This is a genomic window from Altererythrobacter epoxidivorans, assembly GCF_001281485.1.
GTDB classification, from domain to species: Bacteria; Pseudomonadota; Alphaproteobacteria; order Sphingomonadales; family Sphingomonadaceae; genus Erythrobacter; species Erythrobacter epoxidivorans.
In genome coordinates this window covers 2,487,106-2,501,189 of sequence record NZ_CP012669.1, presented here as the reverse complement: position 1 = coordinate 2,501,189, position 14,084 = coordinate 2,487,106, and the positions used below count along the sequence as shown (strand labels likewise).

At 61.5% G+C, this 14,084-nt stretch carries 20 protein-coding genes; 9 read left to right on the top strand and 11 right to left on the bottom strand.

From position 1 onward, the window contains the following. Window positions 1–93 precede the first annotated feature (93 nt). The gene (locus AMC99_RS12345; RefSeq protein ID WP_061926959.1) at window positions 94–768 is read left to right on the top strand and encodes a cell wall hydrolase; all 675 of its coding nucleotides are present in this window, start codon (window positions 94–96) and stop codon (window positions 766–768) included. Between the two features lie 73 nt (window positions 769–841). On the opposite strand, the gene xth is transcribed toward AMC99_RS12345, so the two are convergent. Genes xth through AMC99_RS12330 form a run of 3 tightly spaced genes read right to left on the bottom strand, consistent with a single transcriptional unit; the run spans window position 842 to window position 2,461 of the window. After that, window positions 842–1,627, bottom strand: coding sequence for an exodeoxyribonuclease III (gene xth, locus AMC99_RS12340; RefSeq protein ID WP_061926958.1), 786 nt, complete (start codon window positions 1,625–1,627; stop codon window positions 842–844). A 38-nt stretch (window positions 1,628–1,665) separates the two neighbouring features. Then, complete coding sequence (gene erpA, locus AMC99_RS12335) at window positions 1,666–1,995, bottom strand: iron-sulfur cluster insertion protein ErpA (RefSeq protein WP_061926957.1); 330 nt, start codon at window positions 1,993–1,995, stop codon at window positions 1,666–1,668. Between the two features lie 34 nt (window positions 1,996–2,029). Beyond that, complete coding sequence (locus AMC99_RS12330) at window positions 2,030–2,461, bottom strand: CBS domain-containing protein (protein ID WP_061928024.1); 432 nt, start codon at window positions 2,459–2,461, stop codon at window positions 2,030–2,032. 133 nt (window positions 2,462–2,594) lie between these two features. Here AMC99_RS12330 and AMC99_RS12325 point away from each other — a divergent pair, with 133 nt between their 5' ends. Further along, window positions 2,595–2,888 carry a hypothetical protein gene (locus AMC99_RS12325; protein WP_061928022.1) on the top strand — a complete coding sequence of 98 codons (294 nt, stop codon included), beginning with the start codon at window positions 2,595–2,597 and terminating at the stop codon, window positions 2,886–2,888. A 13-nt stretch (window positions 2,889–2,901) separates the two neighbouring features. Here AMC99_RS12325 and AMC99_RS12320 read toward each other — a convergent pair whose 3' ends face one another. Genes AMC99_RS12320 through AMC99_RS12305 form a run of 4 tightly spaced genes read right to left on the bottom strand, consistent with a single transcriptional unit; the run spans window position 2,902 to window position 5,919 of the window. After that, window positions 2,902–3,294 (bottom strand): (2Fe-2S) ferredoxin domain-containing protein, encoded by a 393-nt coding sequence (locus tag AMC99_RS12320; protein ID WP_061926956.1) that lies wholly within the window; start codon window positions 3,292–3,294, stop codon window positions 2,902–2,904. 28 nt (window positions 3,295–3,322) lie between these two features. Then, window positions 3,323–3,814: a DUF2497 domain-containing protein gene (locus AMC99_RS12315; RefSeq protein WP_061926955.1), complete on the bottom strand. Its 492-nt coding sequence runs from the start codon at window positions 3,812–3,814 to the stop codon at window positions 3,323–3,325. Window positions 3,815–3,841: 27 nt separating this feature from the next. Beyond that, window positions 3,842–5,344, bottom strand: coding sequence for a TolC family outer membrane protein (locus AMC99_RS12310; protein ID WP_157058330.1), 1,503 nt, complete (start codon window positions 5,342–5,344; stop codon window positions 3,842–3,844). Next, window positions 5,332–5,919, bottom strand: coding sequence for a protein-L-isoaspartate O-methyltransferase family protein (locus AMC99_RS12305; protein ID WP_061926953.1), 588 nt, complete (start codon window positions 5,917–5,919; stop codon window positions 5,332–5,334). Before AMC99_RS12305 ends, AMC99_RS12310 begins: the two co-directional genes overlap by 13 nt. A 145-nt stretch (window positions 5,920–6,064) precedes the next feature. On the opposite strand from AMC99_RS12305, the gene AMC99_RS12300 reads away from it, so the two are divergent. The 7 genes from AMC99_RS12300 (at window position 6,065) to AMC99_RS12270 (ending at window position 12,316) form a co-directional block, all read left to right on the top strand. Further along, the gene (locus AMC99_RS12300) at window positions 6,065–7,585 is read left to right on the top strand and encodes a fumarate hydratase (protein ID WP_061926951.1); all 1,521 of its coding nucleotides are present in this window, start codon (window positions 6,065–6,067) and stop codon (window positions 7,583–7,585) included. Between the two features lie 105 nt (window positions 7,586–7,690). Beyond that, the gene (locus AMC99_RS12295; RefSeq protein WP_061926949.1) at window positions 7,691–8,929 is read left to right on the top strand and encodes a sensor histidine kinase; all 1,239 of its coding nucleotides are present in this window, start codon (window positions 7,691–7,693) and stop codon (window positions 8,927–8,929) included. After that, a complete protein-coding gene (locus tag AMC99_RS12290) occupies window positions 8,922–9,680 on the top strand; it encodes a LytR/AlgR family response regulator transcription factor (protein ID WP_061926947.1) in 759 nt (252 codons plus the stop codon). Before AMC99_RS12295 ends, AMC99_RS12290 begins: the two co-directional genes overlap by 8 nt. 362 nt (window positions 9,681–10,042) lie before the next feature. Beyond that, window positions 10,043–10,309, top strand: a complete 267-nt coding sequence (locus AMC99_RS12285) for a hypothetical protein (protein WP_061926945.1) — start codon at window positions 10,043–10,045, stop codon at window positions 10,307–10,309. A 36-nt stretch (window positions 10,310–10,345) separates the two neighbouring features. Further along, a complete protein-coding gene (locus tag AMC99_RS12280; RefSeq protein ID WP_061926943.1) occupies window positions 10,346–11,200 on the top strand; it encodes a diacylglycerol kinase family protein in 855 nt (284 codons plus the stop codon). A 70-nt stretch (window positions 11,201–11,270) separates the two neighbouring features. Then, window positions 11,271–12,026: a metallophosphoesterase family protein gene (locus AMC99_RS12275; RefSeq protein WP_157058329.1), complete on the top strand. Its 756-nt coding sequence runs from the start codon at window positions 11,271–11,273 to the stop codon at window positions 12,024–12,026. Between the two features lie 89 nt (window positions 12,027–12,115). After that, on the top strand, window positions 12,116–12,316 hold the full coding sequence (locus AMC99_RS12270) for a hypothetical protein (protein WP_061926939.1): 201 nt from the start codon (window positions 12,116–12,118) through the stop codon (window positions 12,314–12,316). Window positions 12,317–12,341: 25 nt separating this feature from the next. Here the strand turns inward: AMC99_RS12270 and AMC99_RS12265 are convergent, their stop codons facing one another. From AMC99_RS12265 to rplM, 4 genes are all read right to left on the bottom strand, one after another. Further along, on the bottom strand, window positions 12,342–12,542 hold the full coding sequence (locus AMC99_RS12265) for a hypothetical protein (RefSeq protein ID WP_061926937.1): 201 nt from the start codon (window positions 12,540–12,542) through the stop codon (window positions 12,342–12,344). A 36-nt stretch (window positions 12,543–12,578) separates the two neighbouring features. Then, window positions 12,579–12,785 (bottom strand): hemerythrin domain-containing protein, encoded by a 207-nt coding sequence (locus AMC99_RS12260; RefSeq protein ID WP_061926935.1) that lies wholly within the window; start codon window positions 12,783–12,785, stop codon window positions 12,579–12,581. A gap of 234 nt (window positions 12,786–13,019) precedes the next feature. Continuing rightward, complete coding sequence (gene rpsI / locus AMC99_RS12255; protein ID WP_083440166.1) at window positions 13,020–13,541, bottom strand: 30S ribosomal protein S9; 522 nt, start codon at window positions 13,539–13,541, stop codon at window positions 13,020–13,022. Further along, window positions 13,541–14,020 carry a 50S ribosomal protein L13 gene (gene rplM, locus AMC99_RS12250; protein ID WP_061926933.1) on the bottom strand — a complete coding sequence of 160 codons (480 nt, stop codon included), beginning with the start codon at window positions 14,018–14,020 and terminating at the stop codon, window positions 13,541–13,543. Before rplM ends, rpsI begins: the two co-directional genes overlap by 1 nt. Between the last annotated feature and the right edge of the window lie 64 nt (window positions 14,021–14,084).

The window sequence follows — 14,084 nt, the reverse complement described above, 5'->3', positions numbered from 1 at the left end:
GGCCTTTAACTTGGACCACCTCTCTTAACGCAAAAAACGCGAACAGGTCCCGCCTGCGTCTGAGCTCGTTCACCGCACGTATGTGACGGGAATATGAGTCGTAAGACCCATAGTATAAGTGCGGCTGCCATTCTTGCAGCCACGAGTCTAACTCTTGCCAGCGCCGAAACCAGCGGCGCATTCGCCCAGGACCAGCAGGATATTTCCGCTGCGGGCATGGAAACAACCAAGACGGCAGCCGACGGTTCCGAGAAACCCGCTCCGCAATTCGTTTCCGAAGAAATTATCCAGCCGTTGCCCGAAGATGCAGCGCAGAAAGAAACCCAGTCCGACGAAACCGCACCTTCCGCAGCTTCCCTGCGCGAACTGGTGTCGTCGACCGGTACCGATTACGCGCTGAGCGAGCAGATGAAGTGCCTCGCCGGTGCGATCTATTTCGAATCGCGCGGTGAACCGCTTGCGGGCCAGCTGGCCGTTGCACAGGTGATCATTAATCGCGCCGATTCGTCGAGCTTTCCTTCGAGCTATTGCGGCGTGGTTTACCAGCGGTCGCAGTTCTCGTTCGTGAAGGGTGGGCGCATGCCGTCGATCCGGACCAATTCGGCAGCCTGGCGCAAGGCTAAGGCGATCGCCAAGATCGCCCACGAAGGCCAGTGGGAATCGGAAGCCGCCGATTCGCTCTATTTTCATGCGAAATACGTGCGTCCAAGCTGGAGCCGCAAGAAGGTCGCCCGCGCGACCATCAACACGCATATCTTCTACCGCTGAACACTGCGGCTAGAAACCAATCGAGTAAGGCCCTCTCCCGCCATGGGAGGGGGCCTTTTCGTTTAAGCGGAGATCAGTCGCGGATGCGCGCCCAGACGGGGGCGTGATCGCTCGCCTTTTCTCGCCCGCGGTGATCGCGGTCGACACCGACAGCCTCCAGCCGGTCCGCCAGTTCCGGCGTCAGTAGTATGTGGTCGATGCGGAAGCCATGGTCGCGTTGCCAAGCGCCTGCCTGGTAGTCCCAATAGGTCCAGACGCCGCCGCGCGGATTGAGCGTGCGAACGGCGTCGGTCCAGCCGTCTGCCAGCAACCTGCTGTAGGCGTCGCGTGATTCCGGTTGCATCAGCGCGTCCGATGCCATCGCCTTGGGCGACCAGACATCGTCGTCATGCGGGATGACGTTGAAATCGCCGACGACGGCGCAAGGGATCTCTTCGGCCCATATCTCGGCCATCCGGGCACGCAGCTTCTCCATCCAGGCGAGCTTGTAATCGAACTTCGGTCCGGGATGCGGATTGCCGTTCGGCAGATAAATGCAGACGACACGCACGCCATCCACGTCAGCCTCGATATAGCGCGATTGCTCGCCCTCGCCGTCCTTGGGGCCGTCGATCCCCAGACCGCGCTTGATCTCGACCGGCTTGCTGCCATCGACGAGGATCGCGACACCGTTGAAGCTCTTCTGACCGTGCCAGATCGCCTCGTAACCCAGCTCTGCGAACTCGTCGGCGGGAAAGCCGTCGTCCTGGCTCTTGATCTCTTGCAGGCAAGCGACGGTCGGCCGCGTTTCCGCCAGCCATTCCTTGAGACGCGGCAACCGCGCCTTGATGCCATTGATGTTGAATGTCGCGATTTTCATGGGGCTTTGTGTGCCCGAGAATTCGCGACGGGTCTAACCTAAATCCCGAAACTCGAACCGCAGCCGCAACCGGCCGCGGCATTGGGGTTTTCGACCCTGAAAGCCGCACCGCCGAGCGATTCGACGAAATCGACGGTGCTTCCCCCGACAAGGTCGAGGCTTACGGGATCGACGACCAGGCGTACGCCGGCGGTTTCGCTCACGCTATCGTCGGTCTCGGCATTTTCGGCGAGGTCGAACTTGTACTGGAAGCCCGAGCATCCACCTCCTTCAACCGACAGGCGAAGGATTGCAGGCTTGGCCTGCTTCTCGGCGATCTTGGCGATACGCTGCGCTGCGGCGGGCGTGAGGGTGAGTGCTTCTGCCATCGTTACCGCGATGTAGGTGCGCGCAGCGCCAACCTCAAGCGGTCTGGATATAACTGCGCATGGCGTCGGCTTCGTGTTGCACCTCGTCCATACGACTCTTCACCAGGTCGCCGATCGAAATGAAGCCGCTCATCGCGCCATTGTCCATCACCGGCAGGTGCCGGATGCGGCGCCGCGTCATCAGCGACAACGCTTCGTCGATCTTGGTGCCCGATTCCACCGTAATGGCCGGTGCAGTCATGACCTGGCCGACCTGCCGCGAAAGGCACATCTCGCCTTCTTCGGCGAGGCGGTAGATCACATCGCGTTCGGAGAATATGCCGACGACCCGGCCGCCTTCCGTTACGGGAAGGGCGCCGATCCTTTTTTCGGCAAGGAGACGGATGGCGTCGTGCACTTTGGTCGAGACATCGCAGCTCACGATATCGGCATTGCTGCGATTTTGAACGATGCCTGCGATGTCCATGGCCCTCTCCTTTGCTGTGCAGTCTGCAAAGAATGCCATTTTGCGGGCGAAAAAGCGAATCTGCATCAGCATGAGCCTCAAACACGTCAAGACAGCGGTTGCCATTCACCCTTGCAGCGCCCATCTCGCCCGCATGACGCGCAAGTCTCCGCTCGACGATCCGGAAAATGCCGCCCACGCCTGGGCGCGCTATCGCCGCGTCATGCGCCTGATGTTCCTCATAACTTTGGGGACGGTCGGCATCGCGGTTGCCCTGCTCTACAAGCACAATGGCGCGGTATCGGTGCACTACTACATCGCCACGGCCCTTGGCGTGGGCTTCACCATGCTATTGGCGAGCGCTTTGATGGGGCTGATGTTCCTGTCGAACGGCACGGGTCACGACGAATCGGTCGACAACCGCCTGCCAGGCCACGACGAAGATTAGGGGCGTAACCGGCTCAGTCGCCCGCAGGCGGCGTTTTCAGCCGGTATTCCTCGACCACTTTGCCGCCGATCAGGTGGTCCTGGATAATCCGTTCGAGCACTTCTTCGTCGGCTGAGTGATACCAGACGCGATCGGGCCAGACCAAGGCGATCGGCCCCGCAGCGCAGATCTGAAGGCAGTCCGCCTTCGTCCGCTGGATCCCACCACCATCTTCGCGAAGCGGCCCTGCCAGCTTCAGCTGCTTCAGACGCTTTTTCAGGTACTTCCAGGCGCGCTCGCCTTCTTCGCGGCGGCAGCACTTCTGCTTGTCACTGATTCCGCATAGGAAAATATGCCGTTCGATGGTTTCACCGCCAATCTTGGTGAGCGCTTTTTGCGCTTCCTCGAGCTTGCCCGAACGGCTCACATCATTCCTGGAGGTCGGAGGATTGGACTCAGCCGCGCTTGCCGGCGATGCGGGCGATTTCCGCCTGCACCATCTTTTCGACCATGCCCGGAAGGTTCTTGTCGAGCCATTCGGCCAGCATCGGGCGCAGCATGTCGCGCACCATGCCTTCCAGCGAAGTTTCGCCCGAGCGCACGATCTGCGGTTTTGCGCCCGGTTCGGCCAGCATTGCTAGTGCTGCGAAATTGTCGCGCATCGAATCGCGCACGGTTTCGCTGGTCAGGGGCGAGTCGCCATCTTCCTGATCTTCGTCATTGTCGTGATCGACCGCGTGATCTTCGGCGAATTCCATCTCGGCGAGGTCGAGCACTTCCTCTTCCTCTGCCGGTGTGGGGGCAGGGCGGGCTTCTTCGGTGCGAACGACACCTTCGGCTTCGCGCTGGCGCTGCAATTCGCGTGCACCCTCGCGATTGTCGCGAGCGATCACCTTCTTGATCGATTCGAGGATTTCCTCGACGGATGCTTCATTGTGTTGCGACAACGTCAGGTCCCTTGGCGTGGAATGACGTCAGTTAGCTAACCCGTCATCCGATTCTGTTTCGCCCTCAATTGTCGCGTCGGGGGCGGGTATGTCAACGGTCCTGGTTGAAACTGCCTGAGGTTCCGGATCGCGCTGCCAGTCGAAGATGATTCCCTTGACCCGGTCGTAGTTAACCTGCGGATCGTAAAGCGGTCCGCCCGTGTCGAGGTTGAGATCGCGAGCCTCTGCCCGGCCCATGGCTGCAAGCAGGCTGAAACCGGCGACATAGGCATTGCGGCGTGCCGTCACCAACTGGACGCGGCTCGAAAGCAGTTCCTGTTCGGCATTCAGCACGTCGAGGATGGTACGGTTGCCGATCGAGTTTTCGGCACGCACGCCTTCGAGGCTGAGGGCCGCTGCATCGACAGCGGATTGCGAACTTTCGATGATCGCGAGCGATGCCTGCCATGCCGACCATGCGGCGCGAACCTGAGAAATTACTCCCCGTTCGGCTGCAACGACCTGCTCCAGCGCAGCGCTTTCGCGGGCATATGCCTGCCGCTGCCGGGCTGCAGGAAGGCCGCCCTGGAAGATCGGGATGGAGACCGACACCCCGGCGCTCGCCGCGGTGCTGTTCTGGTCGAACTGGCTCGACAACGGACCGCCCAGCGAGCCGTAATAATCGGTGTAGTCGAGGCCGGCGAACACGCCCACGGTGGGCAGTCGGCCCGATCCGGCTACCCTGGAATCATATCCTGCCGCATCTGCGCGGTCGCGCGCGGCGATCAGGTCGGGATTGTTCTCGATCGCTACTTCAACGGCTTGCTCGACATTGTCGGGCAGGCCGGGCAGCGGCGGAGGCGGCTGGAGATCGTCGGGCGCCGTGCCGACCAGCTCGATATAATCTTCACGGGCGCGGATCAGATTGGCGCGAGCGCCGCGCAGGTCACCCTGTGCCAATGCGAGGCGGGCCTGCGACTGGGCGACGTCGGTCCTGGTGAGATCGCCGATCTCGAACCGGTCGCTGGTGGCCTGGACGTTCACCGACAGCACTTCGACCTGGTTTTCCGACAGGGAAACCAGCGCCTCATTGCGCAGCACGTCCATATAGGCGGCCACGACCTGGCTGAAGATCGCGCTCTCGGTGCCGCGCAAATCGGCCTGTCCGGCAGATACGCGTTCCTTCGAAGCCTTCACCGAATTCTTGATCGCTCCGCCGGTATAGAGCGGAACCTGCAGGTCTGGGCCAATCGAGAAGCGCCGTTCCGGCGAGGCAGGATCGTCGGGCGAGGCATAGACGAATTCGACATGCGACGCGGTCGCCGTGACGCTGGGCAGGCCCTGCGCCTTGTTGATGACGACATTCTCGTCGGTCGCGCGCTGGTTGGCGCGCGCTGCCTGCAAGGTCGGATTGGTGTTGTAGGCGCTGGCGAGGGCCTCGCGCAGCGTGTCTGCCTGTGCCGGTGCGGCGACGACCGCACAGCCCAGCATGAGCGCGACGGCCAGGCGCCGTGTGGACTTGGCCGCATGCGTCATTTTCAGAAACTCCATTCCTTCTTCTTGGCGAAGGCATGCAAAACCGGGATCCCGATTTCGCCCAGCGGTTGCAGCGCGACCTGCCCTGCAACCTTGCGGCCGCTGGCGAGACGGGTGACGCCGCGCGTAACAGTGCCGGTCACGATGCGACCGTTTTCGTCCAGCCGCTTTACGAGGCTGTCGGGCAGATCCTCGATCGCACCGTCAACGAGGATGAGCGAGAAGCTCTTGCGTTTGGATGACTTTGCCGCCGCTTCTTCCGCGGTCGTCGTTTCGACCGATGCAACCAGCGGGCGAACCAGCTCGGTCAGATAGGCGCTGCCGCTTTCGACCACCAATACGCTGTCGTCGGTCTTCGGCGCGGCTTCGGCCAGCATCTTGCCGTGAACCAGCGGCGCGGCGAGGAAATTGCCGTCACCGAGCGGGATGGCGCGATCGATATAGGCAACATCGCGTGCCGATTCCGGCACGAATTCCTCGCGCGGGACAGTGCCCATGCGTGCGAGAACGAAATCCTCGTTCACGCCGCTGGTGCGGAGCTGGCTGTCGATCATGGCCTTGCGGGGAGCGGACATTTCAAACTGGGTCATGGCATACTCGAAAACTGTATTACACTGATAACACAGTGCGTCAAATCCTCCCTACCCAATGCGTCGCGCTGCGCCAAGCGCTTTGACGCTAGGCACGTCTCGCGCTTAAGGGATTTTCGAATCGACCGACAGGAAGGCGCAATCGATGAGCGACATGACAATCATCCGCGAAGACGATCTGATCGAGACCGTGGCGGATGCCCTGCAGTATATCTCGTATTACCACCCGATGGATTACATCCAGGCGCTGGGCGAGGCCTACAAGGCGGAACAGGGCCCGGCTGCCAAGGACGCGATTGCGCAGATCCTGACCAACAGCCGCATGTGTGCGGAAGGGCATCGCCCGATCTGCCAGGACACCGGCATCGTCAACGTCTTCATCAAGTGGGGGCAGGACTGCAGGCTCGATTCGAAGATGTCGTTGCAGGAGGTCGTCGATGAAGGCGTGCGCCGCGCCTACAACCATCCCGACAACAAGCTGCGCGCCTCGATCCTCGCCGATCCGGCCTTCACCCGCCGCAACACCCGCGACAACACGCCCTGTGTGCTGAGCGTGGAGATGGTGCCGGGCAATACGATCTCGATCGACGTTGCCGCCAAGGGTGGCGGCAGCGAGAACAAGTCGAAGTTCAAGATGATGAACCCCAGCGACAACATCATCGACTGGGTGCTGGAACAGATCCCCTCAATGGGTGCCGGCTGGTGTCCTCCCGGTATGCTCGGCATCGGTATCGGCGGCACTGCAGAACACTGCATGAAGCTCGCCAAGCAATCGCTGATGGACCCGATCGACATGGCCCAGCTGAAGGCCCGCGGCGCGCAGAGCGATATCGAGCAGCTGCGCATCGATATTTTCGATGCCGTGAACGCGCAGGGTGTCGGCGCGCAGGGTCTCGGTGGCCTCTCGACGGTCCTCGACGTCAAGATTTACGACTGGCCGTGCCACGCAGCGGGCAAGCCGGTCGCCATGATTCCCAATTGCGCGGCCACGCGCCATGCCCATGTGACCATGGATGGCAGCGGACCAGCCTATATCCCGCAGCCCGATCTCGACCAGTGGCCCGACGTCCATTGGGAGCCCGACGCTGAAGCGAAGCGGGTCGATCTCGACAATCTCACCCCGGAAGAAGTCGCAAGCTGGAAGCATGGCGACCGTCTGCTCCTCAACGGTGCGATGCTGACGGGGCGCGATGCAGCGCACAAACGCATTCACGACATGCTCCAGAAGGGCGAAGAGCTGCCTGTCGAGTTCAAGGGCCGCGCAATCTATTACGTCGGCCCGGTCGACCCGGTGATGGGCGAAGTCGTCGGCCCGGCAGGGCCGACCACCGCCACCCGTATGGACAAGTTCACCGAGATGATGCTCGACCTCGGTCTGCTCGCCATGATCGGCAAGGCGGAACGCGGGGCCGATGCGGTCGATGTGATCAGCCGTTTCAAGGTTGCTTACCTGATGGCCACGGGCGGTGCCGCCTATCTGGTCGCACGGGCAATCAAGGAAGCGAAGGTCGTCGCCTTCGAAGACCTCGGCATGGAAGCGATCTACGAATTTACGGTGAAGGACATGCCGGTCACCGTTGCGGTCGATTCCGAAGGCAACAACGTCCACACGCTGGCCCCGGCACAGTGGCGCAAGCGGATCGCGGAGGAACACCTGCTGGGTTGATGCGGGTTTCGACCCGCCGATCCCGCTCGACGAGCATTCGATGAACGGCATTTTGCAGCCGACGACGGATTCGCTATGTGCGGGGCGGGGGGGTAATTGCCGTCAATGAGCAGATTTTCCCAAGCAGAGCCGCAGGCGCGCGTGCCGTTTCGTACGGTTCTGCTGTCGATGGTCGTCCTGTGGGCGGCCTATTTCACCATCACGACGATCCGCGCCAGTGTGATCGGGTTTGAGATGCAGACCGAAATGCTGTGGCGCCGCGGTGCCGTGGTTTCGGTCGGCATCGCCATGACCATGGTCCTCTGGCTCGTCCTGCGCCTGTTCGATGCGCGCCCCTTGTGGATGAAGGTCGCGGCCGGCCTGATCGTGGCCGTCCCAGTTTCGATCCCCATCGCCCAGACGAACCAATGGATGTTCCAGGACATCCAGAAGAAGGAAGAAGAGCGGATGGGCCGCGAGGCGGGCATCAACATGCGGCGCGACGATGCGGGCAATCTGATGGTCGACATTCCTACCCGCAGCCCGATTTCTCCGCGAGACGGTGACGATCCGCTAGCCGAGGAAGACCAGGTCGCGGAAAGCTACATCATTGCGCCGGCCCCGACGTCCCACGAAAAATGGATGATGGTCATCGACGTCGCGCTCGGCAGGTATTTCCTGCTGATTGCCTGGGCGTCGCTCTATTTCGCACTGCTGGCAGTGGCAGAAGTCCGGCTGGCAGAACGGCGCGCAGGCGAATTCAGGGAGGCGGCAAAAGCGGCCGAACTCCGATCGCTGCGTTATCAGGTCAATCCGCACTTCCTGTTCAACACGCTCAATTCGCTCTCGGCGATGGTCATGACCGGCAAGGTCGACCGAGCGGAACGGATGATCCAGACGATTTCGCGCTTCTACCGGCACAGCCTTGCCGAAGATCCGACCTCCGATGTCGCTCTCGAGCAGGAATTCGACCTGCAGAAGCTCTATCTCGACATTGAAGCCGTGCGCTTCCCCGAACGGCTGGTGCCAAGGTTCGACTTGCCTCGCAGCCTCGAGGACGCACGTGTCCCCGGCATGATCCTTCAACCGCTGGTTGAAAATTCCGTCAAATACGCCGTGTCCGCGGTCAGCCGCCCGGTGACCGTCACGATTGCCGCGCGGGAAGAATTCGACCGGCTGGTCATCACCGTCAGCGACGATGGTCCCGGCATCCCTGCAGGGGCGGACCATGGTTTCGGGATCGGACTTGCCAATGTCCGCGACCGCCTCGAGGCACGCTTCGGGACCGATGTCGTCCTGTCGTCGGGTCCTGTGGAGGGTGGATACAAGACTGAAATCCGCATACCCTTGACCCGCAATGGCTGAAGAAACCGCAACCGATACGCCCCTTCGCACCCTGATCGTCGATGACGAACCGCTGGCTGTCGAACGGATCCAGGTGATCTGCGCCAGCCTTGATTCGATCAATGTCGTCGGCACGGCGAGCGACGGTGCCGCAGCGCTGCGGCTGGTGGAAGCCCTCACGCCCGACCTGATCCTGCTCGACATGACGATGCCGGAACTCGACGGACTGGGCGTGGCGCGCTCCATTTCCGACACGGAAAATCCCCCGGCGGTCATCTTCGTGACGGCCCATGACAATTTCGCCGTCGAGGCCTTCGATCTCGAGGCGATCGATTACGTGCTCAAGCCGGTCGCCCCGGAACGGCTCGAAAGGGCCATCGAACGCGCGCTTTCGCGGCGCGGCGAACGGCGGGAAACCGGCAGCCAGTGGCTCGAGGAACTATGGGTTCCGCATCGCAGCGAACTGCTGCGAATTGCCGTCAGCGAAGTTTCACGCATCGATGCAGAGCGCGACTATGTGCGCCTCCACGTCGGATCCGAAAGTGACGGTGGCAGGTCATACCTTCTGTTGCAGACGATTGCCGGGCTGGAGGAGAAACTCGATCCGTCCGAATTCATCCGCATCCATCGCAGCACGATCCTGCGCAAGGACCGCATCACCGGCCTAAGGCACGACGGGCTTGGCGTTTGGTCGGTCGAACTCGGCGATGGCGAAGCACTGCGCATCGGGCGCACCTATCTGCCGAAGGTAAAGGCAATGGCCGGCCGCTGATTGCGCCGCCGCCCGACTGCCCATCTCGCATTTACCGGATAAAGGGGCGGCCCGGACCCCGGGACTGGATTGGGTCCGAGCCGCATTGCACCGGAGTGCAACCAGACCGTGCGCCGCCTGCCGCCGGCTTGGCCGGTAGGCAAAGGGTTGGCAGTGCCAGGCCCGGTCATGTTCAGCGCAGTCGGGATGCTTTCCCCTCCCCGCCGTTGAAACCCTTGTAACCCAAATGAGCCTTGCGGCCGCCCCGGCTTCTACGACCGCGGCTGCATGGTCGATCAGCGACACATCACCCGGACCGACTCCATAAACCGTCCGACGAACGACTATTTCCATCCGGCGGGCGTTGGCGCAATATTGGAACAATGGCGATCGTGATCATCTTCTTTCTCGGCATCGGCAACTTTGCCTTGCACAAGGCTGTGCTCGAAAGCGGCCATCCCCTGCTGGGGCAGATGCCGTGGTTCGTGCACATGCTCGGCGGCCGCATCACCATGGTCACTGAATTCCTAGTCCTGCTGGCTGCGCTCCTGCTTGCAGCAAACGGCTGGCCAGCCCTGGTCTGGGCCTATGCGATCTACAGCGTGCTCAACCTTGTGTCGGCCTGGCTTATCCTGAGCGGGCGCCTCTGATCGGGAACTACGGGCGCTTACGGCCTTTGCCTGAATATGGACCGTTTCGATCAATGTTGCCTGATCACCAATCCGTCGAGCGGAAGTAACCGCGATGCAGCGGTGGTTGCCGTGCGTGAAGCGCTCGAAAGCAATGGCATTGCCATCGCGCGCCACTGCGAATTTCCCGATGACGATTTGCCGACGCATGACGAACTGCGCACCGCAGGCATCGAACTCGTGGTCATTTATACCGGCGATGGCAGCGCGAACGCGGCGATCAGCTCGCTCGAAGGATGGGACGGGGCCGTTCTGTTCCTGCCTGGCGGCACCAAGAACCTCCTCAGCAAGCGCCTCCACGGCGAATTCGACGCGGAAACGATCATCAAGCTCGTGGCGGCTGGCTCGGCGCGCCGCATGCGCCCCAATGTCTGCCGATGCGATCACGGCTGGGCGCTCGCCGGGCTATTGGTAGGACCAGGCACCTGCTGGAGCAACGTGCGCGAGGCGACCCGCGATGTCGATATTCCGGCGATCGCAGGCGGTACGATCGACGCCATCGGGCAGACGGCGGATGGTCCGCCTGTCCATGCGCAAGTTCCGCAGATCGGCCGGGATCAGGGATACCAGCTGATCGAGATCACTCCGGGTGAATTCGGCCTCCAGCTCGACGGGTTCTATGCCGATACGGTGGGCGATTTCGCGCGCCAGGGCTGGGCGGTGCTGCGTCGCCGGTTTCGGGAAGGACCGCATGATCGCGTCGGCATTGTCGAGGAAGTCACTCTCGGCAGCGACGATGCTTCGAAGCTCGATCTCCTGCTTGATGGCGAACCGGTGGCCGGCAGGCCCAAAGAAGTGGTCTCAACGGCGCGCTGCCCGGTCGATCTGCTGGTGACCGGACACGCCGATTGAGTCTGGATAATCACAAGCGGCAAAGTTTGGACTTGATTCGAGAGGCCCGAACCTGTTGGCCCTTTCCGACATGACTACCCGCCTATTCCATCTCAGCGATACGCATTTCGGTGTCGAGAACCGCGCCGCGCTCGACGCATTCGCGGCAGCCGCGGCCGCAGAAAATCCCGACGCGATCGTGTGCACGGGCGACCTGACGCAGCGCGCCACGCACGAGCAGTTCGATCAGGCCGCAGAATACTTCGCGCAGTTCGAAGCGCCGGTGATCATGTGCGCGGGCAATCACGACATGCCTTACTATAACATGTGGGAGCGGTTCACCGATCCGTACCGCCGCTTTCGCAAGCTTTATGCGCAAGTCGGGGGCGTGTTCAGCTCGGAGGACGTCGTCCTAGTCCCGCTGAAGACAACCGTCCGCATCCAGCCGCGCTTTCCGTGGTCCGATGGCTTCGTCACCAAGGATGCACTCCAGGCGACGAAAGAGCAGCTGGCCGCGCTCACCGGGGATGAACGGATCAAGATCGTGACCTGCCACCACCCTTTGCTGGCGGCCACAGACGAAGAACACAATGAAACGATCGGGGGCGACGAGGCCTTCGCCACCATCGCATCATCGGGCGCGGATGCAGTGATTTCGGGTCATATCCACTTTCCGTTCGACCAGATGCGCGAACGCGACGGCCGCCGCATGCGCATGATCGGCACGGGCACGTTGTCGACCAGGCTGCGCGGCGCACTACCGTGCTACAGCGTCCTGACCTGCTCTCTCGAAGACGGGATCTCGGTGGAAACGCGGCCGTTCGAAAGTTGCGAGCCAGCTTCTTAATTCCGCTTTACCAAACCGCTTCACCCGAACCTTACCCTGTGGTGCGATCTTTTGCCTGCTATTCAGGCCGAAGAAGCGGAACGGGATGTATGGAACTCGTAAAGTCTATCATACTGGGCATGTTGCTGACCGTAGTGGTCGCGCTCATTATCGGTTCGCAGGATTCGGGCGGCGGCCAGCTGTCGATCTATCTCGCGCGCCCATATCCCGGATACGAGGTTTACTGGTCCTGGCGGCTTTTCTTTGCCGGCACCGGTCTTTCCTGGGGCATCATGCTGATGCAGAAGTGACAGTCCGGGAAGGGCGGCCTGAAGATCAGGCCGACTTCCTTTCGGCGTCCGGGCCCATCGCATCGGCCAGCGGGTAAAGCTCGCCGTTTTCTCTCTCGATGCGATTTCCCAGCGCCGCGCAAAGGTCGTTCCATTCCTGCCGGAACAGGGGTTGCTGTTCGAAGATCGCCTTGGCCGAGGCCCAGCGTAGGGAGAACTTGGCATATACGCCGAGCAGCCCGCCCATTTCCTCGTGAAACCGCGTGGCAGTCTCCGATGCTTCCTAGTTCGAAGAAGCCTGCATGGCGGGATAAAGGAACGTATCTTCGGACTGGAGGTGGATGGTCAGGATATTGTCGAACCTTGCGAGGAGCTTTTGCAGCCTTGCAACGTCGATTTCGGTGACGAGCTGATCCAGCACCTTGTCGATCTCGCCTGCAAGGTCGAGAATGAAATCGTGCTGTTTCCTGAGCATGGTGGTGCGTGACATGTGTGACTCCGCTTCTGTCTGGAGTGCCCAGACTAGGACGCGAAATCCCTAACGGCTGTTAAGGCGCCGAATTAATCACCCATGCCGCTGTTTTTCATCGTTATTTTCAGGCCGTGAGTTCGAAAGGCATTAACACGGTTTATGCAAAACACTGTGCAGGTCTTGGGGCCGGCTACATAGAAAAAGGGCGGCCCCGCAGGACCGCCCTCTTCGTGTCGACAAAAGTCTGTAAAATCAGCGCTTCGAGAACTGGAAGCTACGACGTGCCTTGGCACGGCCGTACTTCTTACGCTCGACCACGCGGCTGTCGCGGGTCAGGAAGCCGGCAGCCTTGACGGTTGCACGCAGGGCCGGCTCGTACTTCGAGAGAGCCTGCGAAATACCGTGCTTCACGGCGCCTGCCTGGCCCGAAAGACCGCCACCCTTGACGGTTGCGACGACATCGTACTGACCCTGGCGATCGGTGATCGTGAAGGGCTGGTCGATGATCAGGCGCAGCGTCGGACGTGCGAAGTAAACTTCCTGGTCACGGCCGTTGACGGTAACCTTGCCGGTGCCGGGCTTCAGCCAGACGCGAGCGGTCGCATCCTTGCGGCGGCCGGTGGCATAGGCGCGACCCTGGGCGTCGAGTTCCTGTTCGCGCAGCGGAGCAGTGCTTTCTGCGATCACAGCGGCATTGGCTTCAGGAGCGTCGCCGGCGATGTCCTTCAGATCGGCCAGATCCGAGACGGTTTCGTTGTTCTGTTCGTCAGCCATTATGCGGTGACCTTGTTCTTGCGATTCATGGAAGCAACGTCGAGCACTTCGGGCTTCTGGCCGTCATGCGGATGCTCGGTGCCGGCATAGAGGTGAAGCGCCTTCATCTGCTGGCGGCCAAGCGGACCGCGCGGAATCATGCGTTCGACAGCCTTTTCGAGCACGCGCTCGGGGAAGCGGCCTTCCAGCACCTTGGCCGGGGTCGTTTCCTTGATGCCGCCGGCATAACCGGTGTGCTTGTAATACTTCTTGTCGGTCGTCTTCTTGCCGGTGAATTTCACCTTGTCGGCATTGATGACGATGACGTGGTCGCCGCAATCGACATGCGGAGTGTAGCTCGGCTTGTTCTTGCCGCGCAGGATGTTGGCGATGATCGCGGCGAGACGGCCGACAACGAGGCCGTCTGCGTCGATCAGGTGCCAATTCTTTTCGACCTCGGCCGGTTTGATCGACCGGGTCTGCTTGCTGAGCGCCTTCATGGGTCCAAAGTCCTAAATTAAATCGCCGCGACATCAGGCCGCGGCATCGAATCGCATCACCGTC